The organism is Acetomicrobium hydrogeniformans ATCC BAA-1850, from assembly GCF_000160455.2.
GTDB classification, from domain to species: Bacteria; Synergistota; Synergistia; order Synergistales; family Acetomicrobiaceae; genus Acetomicrobium; species Acetomicrobium thermoterrenum.
Window position 1 is genome coordinate 1,937,822 of record NZ_ACJX03000001.1, and the last position, 18,608, is coordinate 1,956,429.

Annotated in this window: 16 protein-coding genes; 8 read left to right on the top strand and 8 right to left on the bottom strand. The window is 46.4% G+C overall.

Going from position 1 to position 18,608, the window contains the following annotated elements:
• Positions 1-3 precede the first annotated feature (3 nt).
• The 4 genes from HMPREF1705_RS09700 to HMPREF1705_RS09715 all read left to right on the top strand — a co-directional run bounded on the left by HMPREF1705_RS09700 (position 4) and on the right by HMPREF1705_RS09715 (position 3,312).
• Positions 4-963 (top strand): aminopeptidase, encoded by a 960-nt coding sequence (locus tag HMPREF1705_RS09700; RefSeq protein ID WP_207382510.1) that lies wholly within the window; start codon positions 4-6, stop codon positions 961-963.
• 26 nt (positions 964-989) lie between these two features.
• Positions 990-1,427, top strand: a complete 438-nt coding sequence (locus tag HMPREF1705_RS09705) for an MOSC domain-containing protein (RefSeq protein WP_009200973.1) — start codon at positions 990-992, stop codon at positions 1,425-1,427.
• A 100-nt stretch (positions 1,428-1,527) separates the two neighbouring features.
• On the top strand, positions 1,528-2,451 hold the full coding sequence (locus HMPREF1705_RS09710; protein WP_009200972.1) for an acetamidase/formamidase family protein: 924 nt from the start codon (positions 1,528-1,530) through the stop codon (positions 2,449-2,451).
• A gap of 117 nt (positions 2,452-2,568) precedes the next feature.
• Entirely contained in the window at positions 2,569-3,312 is a 744-nt protein-coding gene (locus HMPREF1705_RS09715) for a DUF364 domain-containing protein (protein WP_111089611.1), read from the top strand.
• 22 nt (positions 3,313-3,334) lie between these two features.
• Here HMPREF1705_RS09715 and selB read toward each other — a convergent pair whose 3' ends face one another.
• The 5 genes from selB to HMPREF1705_RS09740 form a co-directional block, all read right to left on the bottom strand.
• Complete coding sequence (gene selB, locus HMPREF1705_RS09720; RefSeq protein ID WP_040347961.1) at positions 3,335-5,254, bottom strand: selenocysteine-specific translation elongation factor; 1,920 nt, start codon at positions 5,252-5,254, stop codon at positions 3,335-3,337.
• Positions 5,251-6,678 (bottom strand): L-seryl-tRNA(Sec) selenium transferase, encoded by a 1,428-nt coding sequence (gene selA / locus HMPREF1705_RS09725; protein WP_009200969.1) that lies wholly within the window; start codon positions 6,676-6,678, stop codon positions 5,251-5,253. Before selA ends, selB begins: the two co-directional genes overlap by 4 nt.
• A gap of 79 nt (positions 6,679-6,757) precedes the next feature.
• Positions 6,758-7,996: a Zn-dependent hydrolase gene (locus HMPREF1705_RS09730; protein WP_009200968.1), complete on the bottom strand. Its 1,239-nt coding sequence runs from the start codon at positions 7,994-7,996 to the stop codon at positions 6,758-6,760.
• A 13-nt stretch (positions 7,997-8,009) separates the two neighbouring features.
• Entirely contained in the window at positions 8,010-9,176 is a 1,167-nt protein-coding gene (locus tag HMPREF1705_RS09735; protein ID WP_009200967.1) for a M20 family metallopeptidase, read from the bottom strand.
• A gap of 33 nt (positions 9,177-9,209) precedes the next feature.
• Entirely contained in the window at positions 9,210-10,406 is a 1,197-nt protein-coding gene (locus tag HMPREF1705_RS09740) for a hypothetical protein (protein WP_009200966.1), read from the bottom strand.
• A 198-nt stretch (positions 10,407-10,604) separates the two neighbouring features.
• On the opposite strand from HMPREF1705_RS09740, the gene HMPREF1705_RS09745 reads away from it, so the two are divergent.
• The 3 genes from HMPREF1705_RS09745 to HMPREF1705_RS09755 are packed head-to-tail and all read left to right on the top strand — an operon-like array spanning position 10,605 to position 13,502.
• Positions 10,605-11,186: a nicotinamidase gene (locus tag HMPREF1705_RS09745; RefSeq protein ID WP_242603582.1), complete on the top strand. Its 582-nt coding sequence runs from the start codon at positions 10,605-10,607 to the stop codon at positions 11,184-11,186.
• 35 nt (positions 11,187-11,221) lie between these two features.
• Positions 11,222-11,836 (top strand): sulfurtransferase-like selenium metabolism protein YedF, encoded by a 615-nt coding sequence (yedF, locus tag HMPREF1705_RS09750; protein ID WP_057940984.1) that lies wholly within the window; start codon positions 11,222-11,224, stop codon positions 11,834-11,836.
• A gap of 40 nt (positions 11,837-11,876) precedes the next feature.
• Positions 11,877-13,502 (top strand): thiamine pyrophosphate-binding protein, encoded by a 1,626-nt coding sequence (locus HMPREF1705_RS09755; RefSeq protein WP_057940985.1) that lies wholly within the window; start codon positions 11,877-11,879, stop codon positions 13,500-13,502.
• A gap of 48 nt (positions 13,503-13,550) precedes the next feature.
• On the opposite strand, the gene hemW is transcribed toward HMPREF1705_RS09755, so the two are convergent.
• Both hemW and lepA read right to left on the bottom strand, forming a co-directional pair.
• Complete coding sequence (gene hemW, locus HMPREF1705_RS09760) at positions 13,551-14,723, bottom strand: radical SAM family heme chaperone HemW (RefSeq protein ID WP_071804937.1); 1,173 nt, start codon at positions 14,721-14,723, stop codon at positions 13,551-13,553.
• Positions 14,710-16,518 carry a translation elongation factor 4 gene (lepA, locus tag HMPREF1705_RS09765; protein WP_057940986.1) on the bottom strand — a complete coding sequence of 603 codons (1,809 nt, stop codon included), beginning with the start codon at positions 16,516-16,518 and terminating at the stop codon, positions 14,710-14,712. Before lepA ends, hemW begins: the two co-directional genes overlap by 14 nt.
• A 126-nt stretch (positions 16,519-16,644) precedes the next feature.
• On the opposite strand from lepA, the gene HMPREF1705_RS11095 reads away from it, so the two are divergent.
• Positions 16,645-17,643: a hypothetical protein gene (locus HMPREF1705_RS11095; RefSeq protein WP_057940987.1), complete on the top strand. Its 999-nt coding sequence runs from the start codon at positions 16,645-16,647 to the stop codon at positions 17,641-17,643.
• A gap of 45 nt (positions 17,644-17,688) precedes the next feature.
• Here HMPREF1705_RS11095 and HMPREF1705_RS09775 read toward each other — a convergent pair whose 3' ends face one another.
• Positions 17,689-18,462, bottom strand: a complete 774-nt coding sequence (locus HMPREF1705_RS09775; RefSeq protein WP_057940988.1) for an HpcH/HpaI aldolase family protein — start codon at positions 18,460-18,462, stop codon at positions 17,689-17,691.
• Positions 18,463-18,608 lie beyond the last annotated feature (146 nt).

Below are 18,608 nucleotides of genomic sequence, written 5' to 3' on the forward strand. Positions count from 1 at the left end.
ATCATGATGAGCGAAATAAAAAGTTTGATGGAAATTGCAAAAAAGCTTTTAATGGTAAACATGGGCATAGTAAAGGGCGAAAGGCTCCTTGTCCTGTGTGATGATGCTACGCAGGGCATCGGCGATGCTATCTTTAAGGCCGGCATGGAGGTAAAAGCAAGGTCTTTCTTACTTTGCATGCAAAAACTTGAAAGAAGCGGCATGGAACCCGACGAGCTGGTGGCAAAGGCTATGGCGATGTCGGATGTGGTTATGGCACCTACCAGTGCTTCTCTTACCCACACGCAGGCACGGAAAAATGCCTGCAGTTGTGGGGCACGAATTGCCACCATGCCAGGGATCACTGAAGATATGTTTTTTAATGGCCCGATAAATGCCGACTATGAAAAAGTAGAAAAATTGACCAAAAATGTTACTGTCTTGCTGGATAAGGCGAGATCGGCCAGAATTGTTACCGGAAAGCATACGCTTTTAATCTCGCTCGAAGGAAGGCGTGGTGTGCCAAGCACCGGAATTTACCGCAATAAAGGAGAATCGGGAAATTTGCCCTCAGGCGAAGCATACATAGCGCCCCTTGAGGGCACTGCAACGGGGAGCGTTCTTATAGACGGCTCTTGCGTTGGGATTGGGCTTCTTGATTCTCCGCTCATCCTGGAATTTGACCAAGGGTTACTTTTGGATGTGAAAGGTGATCGCGCCGATCGCCTGCTTGAGGTTTTGGGTGATAATCCTAATGCGCGTAATCTGGCGGAACTTGGCATCGGGACCAATGATAAGGCTCGTCTTACCGGGGTTATCCTAGAAGACGAAAAGATATATGGATCTGTCCATATAGCAATGGGAAGCAATGACACCTTTGGCGGAAAAGTTGCTGCAGGCGTTCATGTAGATGCTGTAATGCGGAGCCCTGAACTTTATTTGGATGATATACTTGTCGTAAAGGATGGCAAGATATGGGTTTAAGCTATTGAATTAGGAGGTTTTTAGCAATGGCGCGCGTTTTGGCAGTTTGTGTCAGCTCAAACAGACAGGAACCCAAAAAGCCTGTGGCGGAGGCGCGATTCATCGAAGGAAAAGGCATTGAGGGGGATTCCCATTTTGGCATATCGTCACGACAGGTCAGCTTATTGAGATATGAGGATATAAAGCTCGCCGAAAAAGAGGCGGGCTTTTCCTTTCCGCCGGGGTCCTTGGCAGAAAACCTGGTGGTAGAGGGATTGCCCGACGAAATTCCAATAGGAAGCCGCCTTAAAATCAGCCGCGACGTGGTCTTGCTGGTAATAGAAAAGGGCAAAAGGCCGGATGAACCTCACACATACGATTACCGCGGATGGTGTCTGCTGCCAAAGGTGGGCTATTTCCTCGAGGTAGTCGGCGGTGGCATTGTTAAGCCAGGAGATGAGGTTGTGCTCGAGGCTCACGGCTAACAGCGATTTGTTAATATAATTTGCTTGCTTGACCAAAACATAATTGTAGCTTAAATTTTAATTTACATGCTGTATTGATAAAATAAAAGGAGTGAGCGATATGAACTGCTGTCAAAAACCGGATGTCGTGGTAAGCAGTGAGTCTACTTTTTTCTCCTTCGATCCCCAATTACCTCCCGCCGCCACCGTCGATCAAGACGTCTTGGTTCAAATTGAGGCAAAGGATTGCTTTTCTAATCAGATCACCGAGGAAGATCAGTTGGTTTCGGAAATAGATTTTTCAAGAATAAACCCGGCCACAGGACCGATTTACGTAAAGGGTGCTAAAAAAGGCGATGCTTTAGCAGTAACCATCCATAAGATAGATCTAAAACAAAAGGGAGCTATTGTTACGATACCTAAAGAGGGCGTCCTTGGCGACATGGCAGAAGAAGCCAGAACCGTCATCTGTGATATACATTCCGATCAGCTGAAGTTCAAGCATTTAAATCTGGCTTTAAAAAGGATGATAGGTGTAATAGGCGTTGCCACACCAGAAAATACACCTACGGGCACTCCGGGAAGACACGGCGGGAATATGGATGCCACTGTGATAACGGAAGGTGCTACCGTTTATTTTCCGGTCAGTTGCGACGGCGCTTTGTTCGGCTTGGGGGACCTTCATGCAGTGATGGGAGATGGCGAGGTCTGTGTTGCTGCTTGCGAGATCGCCGGCAATGTGACAGTAAGCTTTAAAGCGTTGGATAAATTGGCACCGATGTGGCCCTGTGTTGAAACGAAAGATTGGTTATACATAGTAGTCTCGGATGAAGACATAAACAAGGCTTTTTATGAGGCAACGAGATTGACGGTAAGAGCTTTTGAAGGTGCATTGGATCTGGATTGGCATGATGCTTACATGCTTGCCAGCATGGCGATGGACTTAGAAATTTGTCAATTGGTCGACCCCCGCAAGACTGTGAGGGCTAAACTTCCAAAGAATTTGATTTCGATCGATTTGCTTTTGAAAGCTATACGAGTATAGATTTATAGATTCTTTTTAATATTAAATTATTATTAAAATATAAAGTAAATATATACTATGAATTAAATTTATGATATTTTTGTAATAAAATACATGTTATTAAGGAAGTGTGCCTTTATGATAGTCCATAATCTTATCGCTTCCATAGAAGCGAAACTTGCCAAACTCACTGTTGAAAAAGTAACAATCGGTTTGCGGTACACCTGTGTGGTGTTGTCCGATGGCAGCTGTGGCCTGGCTGCTACTTTGGATGAGAGACAGTGCTGCAACAAGTTTAATTGGTCGGGTCCTCTGGCGGGGAGGCCTGCTTTAGAGCTGGCGCGAGGTTTGGCGACGGCAGATCCCATAGCGTCCTCCATAGGTCTTGCGACGGTAAACGCCGTGTTTTCTGAAGATGCGCCCCTTCAGGAGATCGAACCAATAGAATTATTGAAAATAGACAAAGATGATGTCGTTGGAATGATTGGAAACATTGCTCCTTTGGCCTGCGATATTGTAGAACGGGCAAAAAAGCTGCTTATATTTGAACGAAACCCTTCGCAACAATCCGAAAATGTGCTTCCCGATTGGGCAGCGGAGTGGGAACTGCCACGCTGTGATGCTGTCTTTATAACTGGCACTGCCTTTATCAACAAGACCATAGATCATCTGCTCGACCTTTGTACAGGTCGTGTTGCGATCATCGGGCCTTCTACCCCACTATGGCCTGAGTTGTTAGGCGATATTAGCCTCAAGCGCATTGTAGGACTGTTTGGCGTTAGGGTATGCGATCCAGAACTTGTATGCCAAGTTGTAAGCGAAGGCGGCGGTACTCAGGCCTTGCTAAAGCATGGGGCAGTAAGGGCTGCGTTTGCATCCTAAGGCCGTTCTAGCAGCTTATTCACTACGTCTTTTTGAGTAAAACTCTCTTATCTCCTATCCTTCTCGTGATGCCACGGGCATCGAAGTCCTCGAGAAGTGGCAGTATGTATTTTCTGCTGACGTTAGTGGTATCGCGCATGGAAGCTATGGTTATCTCAGGAAGAGTGCGCAGGATGTCCAAGGCTTTTTCTTCGATTCTTTTGGATAACAAAAACTCTCCGCCAATTATTCTGATCTCTCCCTGCTGTTTTGCGACGTCGAGTGTTTTGTTCATCCTGTCTTTATCCCAATTTAATTCCTTTATTGCTTCTTCTACAGAGGGAAACTGAAACCCCTTGTTTTCACAATAGGAAAGCAGTTTATCTTTATCTTTTAGTATCCCTTCATCCAACACCGGCGAGGCTCCGGGAAGCCTTACAATCTCTCCGTCAGTCTCTATTAGACCTCTGTTTACGAAAAGCCTTAGCAGTTCCTGAGACTGTCTTTTCGTGAGCGATATCTCTAAAGCCGCTATTAAATCCGAGGCTTTCATTCCGGCCAAATGGGAATTTTTCTCGTGAAAACGATTCAATATGTCCTGAAGGGATCTCGTCAACCCCTTGTAATATGGGAGAGACATTAAAAGAGGTTGTTCTCCCGATTCTATAAAGATTATTCCCAAACCCCTCGCCTTGTTTAAAGTGAGCTTTAATTGTTCGGGCGTTAACTGGCTCAAGATGATCGCTTCGTTGAAGGAAAGAAGGCCAATCCTTTCTAAAATTACTGCAAATCGTTCTGCAGGATCTTTTGCTTGGGCTAACTTGTCTAAAAAAGCCAAAAGTTCTGTTCTTGCCTTTCCTCCCCTCGGTTTTTTATCGTAAGGGAAGAGAATTTCGCCTCCTCCAATCGTCCTAAGAGGTGTATGTGCCCGGATGATAAATCGTTGTCCCATGTGAACAACTATCGGCTCCTTCAAGACCAGCTGCCCAAAGGCCTCATCGTTGGGCAAAAGCTTGGTATCCTTCAGAAGCGCTACTCTAGCCATTGTTTCGGAAGTTCCTATATGAAGATGTACCTGTTGCCAGTGCTTTAGCGGTTCCGGCGTAGAGGCGAGCAGGGTTAATTTGACGTCAAGGCACTGTGTGGTTTTAAACAGACCGCTTGAACAGGCCACATCTCCCCTTTCAAGCTCTGTTGATTTGATGTTGGGCAGGTTTAGGGCTGATCTCTGTCCCGCTAATGCTTCCCGGACTGCTTTGCCGTGTACCTGAATTGAACGAACCTTGGAATTCTTACCCAGAGGAAGCACGTCAAGCGTATCTCCTATTTGAACTTTCCCCCTATATACCGTTCCCGTTACTACGGTGCCAAAACCTGCTATAGGAAAGCTCCTATCGATAGGCATGAAAAAGGGGCCATCTGTGTCGCGCGGTTTAATTCGATATACCGTCCAGTCGATGACTTCGAGGAGCCTGTCTAAATTCGTCCCCTTCGTTGAAGAAACGCAAACCATTGGTTTCCCCTCAAGGAAGGTGCCCTTGACCAAATCCTCTACGTCCGATTTTACAAGCTCGAGCATCTCTTCATCCACAATATCCGCCTTGGTTATAGCGATCAATCCCTCTTTAATGCCAAGCAAAGACAGAATCTCCAGATGTTCCCTGGATTGGGGCATTACCCCTTCATCGGCGGCGACGACCAAAATAACAGCATCAATTCCAGTGGCACCGGCCACCATCTGTCTGATGAAGCGTTCGTGCCCCGGGACGTCGACGACGCTTACAATTCGACCGCTCGGCAGCGTTAAAGGAGCAAATCCAAGCTCTATCGTGATGCCGCGCCTTTTTTCCTCCCTAAGCCGATCGCAGTCCACCCCTGATAAAGCCTTTATTAAAGTGGTTTTCCCGTGATCTATATGTCCTGCCGTGCCGAAGACTATTGTCGTCTCAACAGGTTCGGTCATTGCGAATTCCCCCACAATAGAAGCTCTTTTAAGCATCCGTCGATCTCTGAAGAGACAAGAACATCCTCGCCGTCTCCCATCGTGCGAACGTGAAAGATAATCCTTTCCTGGTCCACGTTTGCTACCACGGGAGTATCCAGTTGTCTTAGAAGGGCCGCGAACTTAGAAGGGCCGATAGTATCGGGAGGTGTTATCGCCACTCCGAAACCACTTAATTCGTCGTCAGGGAAGGCTCCTCCTCCTACCAAGTCCTTAACTTCGATGACCTCAACCTCCCAGCCGTCGTCTTTTGAAAGGATGCCTCGAAACAAATTAGCTAAATGCTCTGCTTTGGCCTTTAATCTCTCAAGGTCCGTCATTATCATGGCTAATGTGGGAATCTTTGCATAATCCTCCCTTAGATATATCCTCAAGGTGGATTCCAATGCGGCCAAGGTCATCTTGTCTACCCTCAGAGCGCGAAGCAATGGATGTTTTTTGAGCTTTGATATGAGATCTTTCTTTCCTACAATGCCCCCGATCTGCGGTCCGCCGAGCAATTTGTCGCCCGAAAAGGTAACGATATCTACGCCTTCTTCTATGCATTGACCTATCGCCGGTTCGCCTTTCAGGCCATAGGCTGAAAGGTCCACCAAAAATCCGCTTCCTAAGTCTTCCATGACCACCAGCCCTCTGGAATGAGCCAACTCAGTCAGCTCCCTTCTTCCCACCTCTGAATGGAAGCCAACTATCCTGTAATTGGAGGGGTGGACCTTTAATACGATGCGGGTATTTTCGTTTATGGCCCTCTCGTAGTCGTAAAGGTGAGTCCTGTTTGTGGTGCCCACTTCGATCATCTTGGCTCCGGAAAAGGACATGATGTCGGGTATTCTAAAGGATTCTCCTATTTCAATTAGCTCTCCCCTGGATATTATCGCTTCCCCGTCGCCAGCAAGAGCTGTTAAGCATAAAAGAACCGCAGCTGCGTTGTTGTTCACCACTAAAGCTGCCTCGGCACCTGTGAGTTGGCACAAAATCCATTCTACGTGATCATATCTGTGTCCTCTTTTGCCCCTTTCAAGATCGTACTCCAGATTGCTGTAGCGGCTTGATATAAGTCGCACGTCGGATGCTACGTCATCGGCGAGACAGGACCTCCCAAGGTTTGTGTGCACTATGACGCCCGTAGCATTCACTACGGGCGTCAAATTGTGTCGTGAAGCTTTGTCTAAAGCCTTTCGGATCTCATCGTACAAAAATTTGAGGTTTACGTCTCTTACATTTCCGCGGAGCACATCGTTTCTGTAATTTTCGAGCACTCCTTCGATAATTAATTTAGTTGTTTTGCGTCCTAGGAGTGTGCAAAATCCTTCAACCCACTCCAAGGCCAGTAACTTGTCCATAGATGGTATCGTACGTAAAATCTTGCTCACATCTTCATGCATTTTTCGATCAACGCCCCACTTTAAGAAGTTGTCATTAATATTAACGTAATTTCGGGGCTGTGTTAATACATATGATTATTTATTGAGCTATATCCAAAAGGGCATTGACCAAAACATCGCATCCGCGCTTCAAATCGTCGTATTTGGTGTCCTCTTCAGGTGCGTGACTTATGCCTTCTATGCTTTGGACGAATATCATGCCCACGTCGGTTACTTCTGTAAAGAGTGCCGAGTCGTGTCCGGCTCCGCTAGGCATTCTCAGGTACTTAATGCCGAGTTTTTCAGCGGCATTTTGAATGGCTGAAATCACCTTGTCAGAAAGTTTGACCGAATCGGATTCTCCTACCAGGTCTATGGAATAATTTAATCCATGATCTTCTGATACTTGTCTGACCTTTTCCCTGAGCAGCTGCTCTACCCTTTCGATGCCTTCTTTTTTTATATCCCGTATATCGACGGTGAAAGTTACCTTGCCGGGTATTACGTTGGTTACGTTGGGGAAGCACCATATTTTGCCTACGGTGGCAACGGTCGTATCAAAGACATCTTCTTTGGCGCAATGTTCAATAAATGTTATTATCTTACTGGCTCCTACCAGTGCATCATGCCTCATGTTCATTGGCGTTGTCCCTGCGTGGTTAGCCATTCCCTCAAGGGTTAGGGAAAGCTGTTTTATGCCTACAATGGCTTCCACAACGCCAACGGGAATAGATTTTGAATAAAGGATTTTGCCCTGTTCGATGTGAAGTTCGAGCAATGCCTTCAGGTCGCCCTTGCGCAAGACGTATCTTTCAAGTTCATCTGGATTTAGGCCGAACCTTTTGGCTGCTTCGTAGAAAGAAAGGCCCTCGTCGTTTTTAAGCTTCTTTAAGTCTTCAAGCGTGTATTTTCCGACCAAAGCCTTGCTTCCCACGAGGCCGCCGCCAAAGGAAGAGCCCTCCTCCTCAACAAGGGCTATCATCTCGAGCGAATGTTTGGGCTGCACCTTATGTTCTTTTATCACCGTCAAAGCTTCCAAGGCTGCCACAACTCCCGCCGCTCCATCGAATTTTCCGCCATACAAAACCGTATCAATATGAGAACCGAACATCACGGGAGGAAGGTCGGGCTCCCTGCCCTTTAATTTAGCCCTAAAATTGCCTATGGGGTCGACTAAAACCTCCAGCCCAAGGGATTTGCAGCTTTCCGTCAAATAATCTATTGCCTTTTTGTGTTCGGGCGAAAAGGACAACCTTGTACAACCTTTTCCGGGTGTTGAGTTAAATGTATTTAGCGTTTCAATATGGTCTTTGATTCTCTCAAGGTTTGTCTCAAGCATTTTTTCATCTCCTTCAGTTTTGATTTAAATAGTCAAGGGCATATTGAAGATAAAGTGCTACACCGATCTCCAGGACATCTTCGTCCAAATCGAAGTTGGGATTGTGATGAGGATAATTTGTACCTTTTTTCTCGTTGCCGATTCCCACAAGGGCAAATACGCCCGGGGCTAATTTAAGATATTCTGCGAAATCTTCTCCGCCCATGACCTTTTCATATTCTACCAGACCGTCCCTGCCAACAATTTTTTCAGCGGCTTTGGCTGCGAGAGATGAACTTTCGAGGTCGTTGATCACGGGGGAAGTGGCAAACTTATAATTTACATATGCTTCAGCCCTATATCCTGCAGCAACCTGCTTGGCTATCCTTTCTATGGCTTGGGGCAAAACATCCTTGGTCTTGGGATTGAAGTACCTGTTTGTTCCCTCGAGTTTTGCCTCGGAGGCTAGGACGTTAAATCGAGTGCCGGCGACAAGTTTACCCACCGTTACAACTAGAGGCTCAAGTGGCGTAAACTCCCTGCTGACGATTGTTTGGAGGGCCATTACTATGTTTGAAGCCACTACGACGGCGTCAACTCCTTCGTGGGGCGCAGATCCGTGCCCACCTTTGCCCTGGACGGTAATATCAAAGACATCCACAGCGGCCATTCTTGGCCCAGCTTCGACGGATACCTTTCCCGTGGGCAAACCGCTCCAAAGATGCATTCCGAATATGTTGTCTACTCCATCCATAGCTCCGTCGTCTATCATCCTAAGCGCACCTTGAGCGACCTCCTCTGCCGGCTGAAAGATTAGCTTCACGGTTCCCGGCAGCTCGCTTTTGATTTCCGATAAAATTTTGGCAACTCCCAACAGCATTGCAGTATGGCCATCATGTCCACAGGCATGCATGAGCCCTTCGTTTTTGGATTTATAGGGCTTGTCGTTTTTTTCGGAGACTTCGAGGGCATCCATATCGGCCCTTAAAGCTACGGTTTTCCCGGGTTTTTCTCCTTTTATAGTTGCGATTATTCCCGTTCCGCCTGCATTTGTATTGAGGATGCCCATCTTATCCAGCTCTTCTTTGATCCTCCGCGAGGTCCTTATCTCTTCGCCGGATTTTTCCGGATACATGTGGAATTCTCGTCTCAGTTCTATTACGTAATCCTTTACTTCTGCTGCCAGTTTTTTTATGTCCATTTAAAGTATGACACCTCCGTTAATAATAATTTTTTACAGTAAGTTTACGAATATACCCGCTAAAATTACCGAAGCGATAGTAACAGTGGTGAAACCGCCCACTAACATCTTTGGTAATAGGGAATCCATTAAAAATTTAAATTCCTCAGGATTTTCGGCGAGTGCCTTGGAGGCTTCCTCAGTTAATACGTAATTGGGAGGAAAGCCGTAAAGGGCAGTGAGCGCGCAGGCAAAGGACATTTCCTTAGAATAACCAAGGAGCTTTCCTAGAGCCATGGAAAACAGGGCCATGCCCGTAATGCCTATTGCTATTATTCCAAAAAGTGGTCCGACGAGGCTAACAATCATATTTGGGGTGGCTTTGGCCAAACCTGCAAATATAAAGGCCATCAAAGTGGTCATCATAAACCCGAAAGAACCCGACAGATCGAGGGGTCTACGCTCGAGAAAGCCGATTTCCGCAGCTATAACGCCAAATATGAGGCATATCACAAAACGTGAAACTACTTCGTTTATGGCCGTTGCCGTTATAGCCGATGCCCATGCCACTATACCAAGCTTGAAAAGATACATGTAAGTCGTCCTATATTTGGGCGGTATTTCAGGGATAATTTGAAGTTTTGACCTTTTCTGTGAAACGTCTGATGGTCCATTTGAGGTAGCGGTTTCTGCCTTAATTTCTCCCTTTCTGAAAGCTGTCAACAGCCTCTTCCCCTCACGTTTTAGAGCAATTGCCGTCAGAGGATAACCAAAAAAGCCCTGCGTAACATACATGACTATGGCTAACACCGAAAGCTCAACCAATCCCTTTTCCATGGCGGCATTTTGCATCATCAGGGCTGCTACGATTCCTCCCGTAAGTGGAGGTGTTGATATCACAACGGTTTCCCAACCAAATAGGTATTTGCCAATCGTTAAAGTTCCCAAAGATATTCCTATGATCCCCCCTAGAGAAATTACGACGGTTCTCCACTGTGCGGCCAATTCCTTTAGATTCAACATTGTTCCCATGTGGACCAATAATAAATACATGGACAACGTAGCCAAAGGTTGTCCTAAACAGGCCAGATCTATCAGATTTTCTGGTAAAATGGTCCAGAAGCCCAATAAGAATAGGACTGCAGCTACGAACACAGAAGGAACAAAGGCTTTAGTTTTAGTAGAAATGAAGTCACCTATGTAAAGAATAAACAAGACAATAGTAAAAGCTGCAATTAAATCGAAGTTCATAAAAGATTCCTCCTTACTTTACTTTATTTTTTCTTTTGCCTCCGATCATGTTGGCTATAGTTATACCATATTTTTTGGATAAGTGAGATTTTAGAATATTCTGATATTATTTTTATTATTATTATTTTATTATTAAGACGAAATAAATTATCTTGTAATTTAATCTAATAATAATTAATTAGGAGGATGAGTATTATCATGATGCTGTCGATAAAAAAGAGAGATGCCCTGATAATCGTGGATTTGCAAGTAGATTTCTGTCCCGGCGGAAATCTACCGGTTCCTGAAGGGGATGAGATTGTTCCTATAGCAAACAAACTGGTTGAGCTTTTTGAGAAACAGGGAGGTCAAATAGTCTTTTCCCGCGATTGGCATCCGGATAAACACATGAGCTTCAAGGAGTGTGGCGGACCATGGCCCGCTCATTGCGTCCAAAACACCAGAGGAGCGGAATTTCATCCCGATCTTTTTATTCCACCTTCGGCAATCGTCGTAAGTAAAGCGACGGAAACCTTGAAAGAAGCCTATTCCGCCTTTGACGGGACAAGATTATCGGAGACATTGCATGAAGCGGGAATTGAACGAGTTTTTATATGTGGCTTGGCTACTGATGTCTGCGTAAAATCAACGGCCTTGGATGCTATTAAATTGGGGTATGATACTTATGTGATCCAAGATGCCTCGCGCGGAATTACTAAAGAAAGCGTTGAGCAAAGTTTGAAGGAAATGAAAAGTGTTGGCGTCAAGATCATCGAAAGCCGCCAAATTTTGACGAATTAATGTAGATCAATGACGAAGGAGGTTAACAAGGAAAGATGAAAATAGTCGATGCGAGAGGAACGACTTGCCCAAAACCGGTAATAATGACGAAAAAAGCGATAGATTCTGGAGAAAAAGAAGTGGAAGTTTTAGTCGATAACGACGTCTCCTTTCAAAACGTCAGGCGCTTCCTTGATTCACAGGGATACGAAATCATCGAAGCGGTCAAAAAAGAGGAAGGGACTTTCGTTATTCGAGGCAAATCGGGAGAGACAGCAGAAGATAGCACGGCAGAAATCGAAGTTACAGCTAAAACTAAGCCTAATGAAGAAAAAAAGAGCGTAGGGGTGTTGCTTCTGTCGGATACTATCGGCAGGCCAAACGACGGATTGGGAGAGGTGTTGATGAAAAGCTTTCTCGGAGTTCTCCTTGAAGGCGAACCTCCGGTAGTGATCGCTTTGATGAACGAAGGGGTGTTGTTATCCCTACCGGAAAACAGCGCTAGCGAAATACTAAGAGACCTCGAAAATAAGGGGACTTCCATCCTCGTATGCGGAACCTGTACCAATCATTTTGGAATAACCGATAAAGTCTCTGTTGGGACTATATCCAACATGTTTCAAATAACGGAAGCCATGCTCGAGGTGGATAAGGCGTTGGTTTACGGATAAATATGAGTTAAGCATTCTTACATGAAATCAGGGCGATAAAATGGCTAAAACAACAGGGGGCAGCTTTGTTGTAAAGACGCTTGAGGCTTTGGGTGTGGAAGTTGTCTTCGGAATTCCCGGGGTGCACAACCTCGAGATCTATAAGGCGTTGTTGGATTCGCCCATTCGCCATATAACGACGCGTCACGAACAGGGTGCAGCCTTTGCCGCGGACGGATACAGTCGAATCAAGGGCAAGCCAGGTGTAGCTATCACTATAACAGGGCCGGGGCTTACCAATGCGGTGACGGCCCTTGCGGGAGCATATCACGATTCGGTTCCTCTTCTTTTGATATCGAGTCAAATACCCAGGCAATCTTTAGCCTCTCGAAGCGGATTTCTCCACGAAGTTAAAGATTCCCGCGGCTTGGCATCTTCTGTATGCAAAGAGAGCATTTCTGTCATGTATCCGGAAGACATATCGTCGAGCTTAATTTATGCATGGGAGCTCTCTCAAAAGGGAAGGCCGGGGCCGGTTCATGTGGAAATACCCCTGGATCTGTTGTCGGAAGGCTTTTTCGGGGAATCGGAATATCGAAGTGATTGTCGGCTTAAAGTTTTACGCCCCATTTTATGCCCCGATGATGAGAACATCGACGAAGCCGTATCTTTTATCAATGAAGCTCGTTTTTGTGCCATCATTGCCGGAGGAGGCGCATTGTCTGCAGGTAGTGAAATTACAAAACTTGCGGAGAAGATTGCTGCCCCTGTAGTTACCACCTGTGCCGGCAAGGGGGTTGTTGACGAAAGACATGCCTTAAGCTTGGGAGCCAGGCTTAATTTCAAGGTCGTAAGGGATTACTTGGAATCTTTGGATTTGCTTTTGATCGCGGGGTCGGAGCTTTCTCCCACAGACCTTTACCAATATCCGCTCAAGCCGAAGGGTAAAGTTATCCGGATAGACCTGGATCCCGGAAATTTCGCCCGACAACCTCTTCCCGATATACCCGTAATGGCCGATTGCAAAGCTGCGATAACCATTTTGGCGGATCGCGTTTCGGCCAGAGACGCCAGGGTTGTCGAAGAAGTTTCTTCCAAGGTAAAGTCCATAAAGGCAGCAGCGAGGGATGAACTTTTAAGCTCAGGCGAATTGGGTGAGGAGACCTACGATGCCGTGCAAGCCGTTAACAGCATAAGAAAAGCCCTCCCCGACGAAGGGATGATCTTTGCCGACATGACCATTCCCGCCTACGTCGCTATTAGCGAATTTCCTTCATACGGGCCAAGGACGTTCCTTCATCCTGTGGGTTTTGGTACTCTTGGATGGGCCTTGCCCGCAGCTTTAGGTGCCAAAGCCGCATGCTCTCAGGCTCCAATAATCGTACTTGCCGGCGATGGCGGATTTCAATTTACCATGGAAGAGCTTGCCCTAACCATAGAAGAAAACCTGCCATTAGTTATAGTCATATGGCACAACAATGGTTTTGGCATACTAAAGAACATCGAAAAGAAACGTCATTTCCGAAAACCCTATGCAGTGAACCAAAACCTTCCGAATTTTAGCCTTTTGGCTTCAGCTTACGGTATAAGGTCCTTCCGTGCCACTTCGGCGGTCGAACTGGAAGAGGCGCTCGGAGCAAGTTTGAGCGATCGGGCCTCCGCCATAATAGAATACAGGTCCCGCTGAAGTTCGAAGTTACTCTAAAAGTTTTAACTTCCTGTGGGAGGTTTCTTCCTACAGGAAGTTTTCCCATAAAGCGTTTGCGATGCGAAATCCCTTGGGAGTGAAGGCATGCCTTCCGCGGGAAGATGTTCTGCAATCTGAAGGAAGTTTCATCCAGGTATCTAGAAATTTCCTGTAGGCTTTCCACCCGTATTTTCTTTTAAAAGTCGTCGCAGTTACTCCCCACCGGGTGCGAAGGGCCAGTATGGCAGCTTCTGTTGCCTGCTTGTCTTGTGGTAATATTTCCTGATATTCCACGGGAAGATTTTCGCTGGTAATTTGATCGAAATAATCGTTTATTTCCCTCGTGTTTCCGTATCTGAATCCGTCCAGGTAGCCCCAGGCGCCGGGGCCTACTCCTAAGAAGTTTTCACCTTGCCAGTAAGCGATGTTATGGCGACACCAATGGCGTGGCAAGGAAAAGCTGGCTATTTCGTACTGAATAAATCTTTTCTTGGGCAAGTACCATTGGGCGAACCTATACAGCGGGTATCCCTCGGTCAAACCTGAGGGCGGACATTCGCCCCATGGAGTGCCTTCCTCGAGGGTGAGTTCGTAGATCGAGAGATGACGTATTCCGAAATTGAGACAATCTTTGAGGGTCCTGTGCCAACTTTGTATGGTCTGTCCAGGCAGGCCGAAGATCAGATCGACGCTGACATCGAGGCCGCTGGCAACCAGCGCGGCTATGGCATCTGCGGCATCGTGAGCACTATGGGGGCGCTTGAGCAACTGAAGCTCTCCATCGTCAAGGCTTTGAACTCCAAGGCTTACACGGGTTATCCTCCAGGAGCGCCAAAGTTTAATGTGATCGGCGGTTAACGAACCGGGATTTGCTTCGACGCTCGCCTCTAGGAAGGGCAAAAAGTCAACGTAACGTTCAAGCGACGAGATAAGCCTTTCCCATTGCCAGTGGTTTAATAAAGTTGGCGTGCCACCGCCAATGTAAAGCGTTTGGACCTTGATTTTCCCTCCTGCAAGAGCGGCCCACAACTTTAACTCCTCGTCGAGGCAGTTCATAAATTTGTCTATTTCAGAGGCTTTCGAAACCACGCTGTAGAAGGCGCAGTAGGGGCATTTTCTGACGCAAAAGGGTATATGAACGTAAAGCGAAAGTGGAGACGACAGCGCCAAGACAAAAGATTCGTTTAGTACATTTACGCGGTCCGATCTATTCTTCCTCATTGGCTTGCAGGAATGCCAAAAAGGCTTCCTGGGGAATCTGCACTCTTCCTATCATCTTCATCTTTTCCTTGCCCTCTTTTTGTTTTTCAAGCAATTTACGTTTTCTGGTGACGTCGCCGCCATAACATTTTGCTAGCACGTTTTTGCGCAAGGGTTTGACGTTTTCTCGGGCTATAACACGGCTTCCTATTGAAGCCTGTATGGCGACCTCAAAAAGCTGTCGCGGTATCAGTTCCTTGAGCTTTTTTATAACACCTAATGCCCTTTTGTAGGCGTCGTCTTTATGGCAGATGAAGGAAAAGGCATCGACTGGCTCGCCGTGAATGAGGATGTCCACCTTGACCAGATCGGATTTTCTGTATCCTACCTGTTCGTAATCTATGGATGCGTAACCTCTTGTGAGAGATTTTAGCCTATCGTGGAAATCCACGATGAATTCGGCTAAGGGAAGGTCGTAAATAAGCTTTACCCTCTCTGGCGTAATGTAATCCAGCGAAACAAACTCTCCGTGCCTGTCCTGACAAAGTTTCATGGCTTTGCCAACATAATCGGAAGGCAAAAATATCGTAAGCCTAATAAAGGGTTCCCTGATCTCCTCTATCTTTACGGGATCTGGAAAGTCGGAGGGCTTTCTGGCCTCAATGACTTCTCCGTCTTTTAAAAGGATCTCATAGGCTACGGTTGGGGCCGTGGCGACTAAATCTATCTCGAATTCCCTTTTAAGCCTCTCGATAGTTATGTCCATGTGAAGAAGTCCTAAAAAACCACATCTGAAGCCGAAGCCCAGTGCTTCCGAAGTCTCCGGCTCAAAGGCCAATGCTGAGTCGTTTAATTGCAATTTCTCTATAGCCTCGCGGAGACGGGGAAAGTCGTCCCTGTCCAGCGGATACAGGCCACAGAAGACGACGGGTTTGATGTGCTTATACCCAGGCAAAGGTTTGTCGGCAGGCGAATTTGCATCGGTTATCGTGTCCCCCACTCTGGCTTCCCAGATGGTCTTTACGTTTGCAATGACATAGCCTACTTCTCCTGCCTTGAGTTCTTCAGCAGGGGACATGAAGGGCGTAAAAAATCCCACTTCCTCCACTTCATATTCTTTTCTTGTCGCCATAAAGAAGATGGACTGACCCTTTTTAATACATCCGTTTACTACCCTGACGTAAGATATTACCCCTCTGTAGTTGTCGTAGATTGAGTCGAATATCAGAGCCTGAAGTTTGGCATCTTCATTACCTGTAGGAGGGGGAACGCGTTTCACAATCGCTTCAAGCGCCTCCGGTATTCCGATTCCCTCCTTAGCGCTGACTAAAATAGCCTGGGAAGAATCCAACCCGATCACTTCTTCGATCTGTCGCAATACCTCATCGGGACGCGCTCCGGGGAGATCTATCTTGTTTATCACGGGGATGATCTCCAATCCCTGATCAACAGCCAAATAAGCGTTGGCAAGCGTTTGAGCTTCCACCCCCTGGGCGGCATCGATGACCAAGAGTGCGCCCTCGCAAGCGGCAAGGGACCTAGACACCTCATAACTGAAATCTACGTGACCGGGAGTGTCTATGAGGTTGAGTATATATTCTTTGCCGTCATTAGCCCTGTATTGCATTCTGACGGGCACAAGTTTTATCGTAATTCCCCTTTCGCGTTCTATATCCATTGTATCCAGAAACTGCTGTCGCATTTTTCGCGAATCTATGGTATTCGTATATTCGAGCAACCTGTCTGCTAACGTCGACTTGCCGTGATCGACGTGAGCTATGATGCAAAAATTTCTTATATTATTCATGTTAGTCATTCATCAACCACCTCATAAAAATAGGCGTCATTTGACGCATAAAGAGACTTCGGATAGTCTATCAAAGCTGACGTGATTTTATCAATAATTATCGTTGATTATGTTGATTATATGGGAGGTAAGCAAATGAAGAACAAATCCCCGAAGGCATTACTTCTTTTTTCCGGCGGACTTGATTCCTTGCTTGCCGGTGAACTCTTGCGCAGAAACGGGGTTACAGTAACTTGCCTGGCCTTTACTACTCCCTTTTTCTCCGCTGAAAAATCTATTATAGCGGCACGCCGATATAATTTCCCGTTAATTATAGCACCGCTGCCTGAAAAAGAATACATTAAACTCCTCTTCGATCCGCCTCACGGCTTTGGGAAATGCATGAATCCCTGCATAGATTGTCATGCTTTGATGCTCAAAAAGGCAGGAAATTTGATGCGAGAAAGAGGATACGATTTTTTGGCAACGGGAGAAGTGTTGGGTGAAAGGCCTAAATCTCAGACGTCGCAGGCCTTGAGACATGTGGATTCTGCTTCGGGGTTTGGTGAGTATATCGTCAGGCCTCTATCGGCCAAGCTTCTTCCACCTACGGTGCCGGAACGGAATGGTTTAATAAAAAGGGAGTGGTTTCTTTCTATTTCCGGCAGGGGACGAAAAAAACAGATAGAGTTGGCAAGGAAATGGAATATCGATAGCTACCCATCCCCTGGTGGCGGGTGTCCGCTGACCGAGAAGTTTTTTTCGGTAAAATTAGAGCGACTAATGAATGCCTTAAAGGAAGATTTCTCATTCTTTCATGCAGCTTGTTTGCGCGTGGGGCGGCACTTCTTGCTCCCCGAGAACGCTCATTTGGTCATCGGAAAGGATGCAAGGGAAAACAAGCGGTTGCTCCAACTGCGATTGCCTCACATTTTACTATTAAATCCCATCAACGTTAAAGGTCCTGTAGCATTGCTTTACGCTCCAAAGGGAATCATATCGAAAGAAAATTTAGAAAGGTCTGCCCGTTTTGTAGCGCGTTACAGCGATCATGAAAATGGCGTTGTGAGAGTGTTAATTGCTTCAAGCGAAGACATACTGAACATAGTAACCGGACCAGCTCACGAAGCCGAGCTTGAAAGATATAGAATATGAGCCAAAATGGCAATGGCACATATTCTATATCTTTCGACATCGCTATTAGATCTTCTTACCTTTGGATTTTACATCGGCTACGACTCTCGAAACTGCATTAAGATATATTGATGCCTCGATGCCAAGTCCGACCAGGTTAAATCCCTGTTCGAAGCGCTTAACCGCTTCCTCAGGGGATGTCGCAAAGATTCCTGCTGCCTTGCCTGCGCTTTTGCATATTTTTAAGATCTGCGTTGCAACCTCTTCGACCTTTGGATCCTGCGTTCGTCCCGGAATTCCCAGGGAAGCCGACATGTCGAAGGGCCCGAAAAAGATCATATCTACCCCTTCGATGTTCACTATCTCCTCGAGATTTGCCAAACCCGTCGTGTTCTCACACTGCAGAGCGACGAAGGTATTGTCGTTAGATTCCTTGAAATAAGATGTCATCTCCTGGCTGCCGTATTGGGCTGATCTAACTAAGGCAACTCCCCTCTCTCCGACGGGGGTGTATTTGGCTGCCTTTACCGCTTTTATGGCATCCGAGGCCTTTTCGACCATGGGAACGAGTACCCCGTCGGCGCCTGAGTCCAGCGCCCATAAAATTTCTTTCTTAGAATTTTCGGGCACTCTGACCAAGGTTGCCATCTCGTGAAGCTGTGCTACCCTTACCATGTCCTGCAGCTTTTCCATAGAATGAGGGCCATGCTCCCTGTCTAAAACCACGAAATCAAAGCCGCCCAAAGCTAAAATTTCAATGGAATCGACTGAAGGCAGCACTGCAAAGGTTCCTAGAAGTGTCCTTTCATTTGTTAATCTCCTTTTTAGGATAAAGGCCATTTGTTTGTTCACTCCCCTTAGTTTTGTTTGAATGCTTCGTTAGGTATTATAAGCCACAATTTAGCATTTTGTGATATGAAACAGAGGGGTAAATTCTAGATTCTTTTGGCAGAAAAATGTACGTCTGGCATTTCAGTTTCCTTCAT

What these genes read in the sequence shown, in the direction of transcription:
- HMPREF1705_RS09700 (WP_207382510.1), top strand. Translation starts at nt 4, where the DNA reads ATGATGAGCGAAATAAAAAGTTTGATGGAAATTGCAAAAAAGCTTTTA.
- HMPREF1705_RS09705 (WP_009200973.1), top strand. Translation starts at nt 990, where the DNA reads ATGGCGCGCGTTTTGGCAGTTTGTGTCAGCTCAAACAGACAGGAACCC.
- HMPREF1705_RS09710 (WP_009200972.1), top strand. Translation starts at nt 1,528, where the DNA reads ATGAACTGCTGTCAAAAACCGGATGTCGTGGTAAGCAGTGAGTCTACT.
- HMPREF1705_RS09715 (WP_111089611.1), top strand. Translation starts at nt 2,569, where the DNA reads ATGATAGTCCATAATCTTATCGCTTCCATAGAAGCGAAACTTGCCAAA.
- selB (WP_040347961.1), bottom strand. Translation starts at nt 5,254, where the DNA reads ATGACCGAACCTGTTGAGACGACAATAGTCTTCGGCACGGCAGGACAT.
- selA (WP_009200969.1), bottom strand. Translation starts at nt 6,678, where the DNA reads ATGCATGAAGATGTGAGCAAGATTTTACGTACGATACCATCTATGGAC.
- HMPREF1705_RS09730 (WP_009200968.1), bottom strand. Translation starts at nt 7,996, where the DNA reads ATGCTTGAGACAAACCTTGAGAGAATCAAAGACCATATTGAAACGCTA.
- HMPREF1705_RS09735 (WP_009200967.1), bottom strand. Translation starts at nt 9,176, where the DNA reads ATGGACATAAAAAAACTGGCAGCAGAAGTAAAGGATTACGTAATAGAA.
- HMPREF1705_RS09740 (WP_009200966.1), bottom strand. Translation starts at nt 10,406, where the DNA reads ATGAACTTCGATTTAATTGCAGCTTTTACTATTGTCTTGTTTATTCTT.
- HMPREF1705_RS09745 (WP_242603582.1), top strand. Translation starts at nt 10,605, where the DNA reads ATGATGCTGTCGATAAAAAAGAGAGATGCCCTGATAATCGTGGATTTG.
- yedF (WP_057940984.1), top strand. Translation starts at nt 11,222, where the DNA reads ATGAAAATAGTCGATGCGAGAGGAACGACTTGCCCAAAACCGGTAATA.
- HMPREF1705_RS09755 (WP_057940985.1), top strand. Translation starts at nt 11,877, where the DNA reads ATGGCTAAAACAACAGGGGGCAGCTTTGTTGTAAAGACGCTTGAGGCT.
- hemW (WP_071804937.1), bottom strand. Translation starts at nt 14,723, where the DNA reads ATGAGGAAGAATAGATCGGACCGCGTAAATGTACTAAACGAATCTTTT.
- lepA (WP_057940986.1), bottom strand. Translation starts at nt 16,518, where the DNA reads ATGACTAACATGAATAATATAAGAAATTTTTGCATCATAGCTCACGTC.
- HMPREF1705_RS11095 (WP_057940987.1), top strand. Translation starts at nt 16,645, where the DNA reads ATGAAGAACAAATCCCCGAAGGCATTACTTCTTTTTTCCGGCGGACTT.
- HMPREF1705_RS09775 (WP_057940988.1), bottom strand. Translation starts at nt 18,462, where the DNA reads ATGGCCTTTATCCTAAAAAGGAGATTAACAAATGAAAGGACACTTCTA.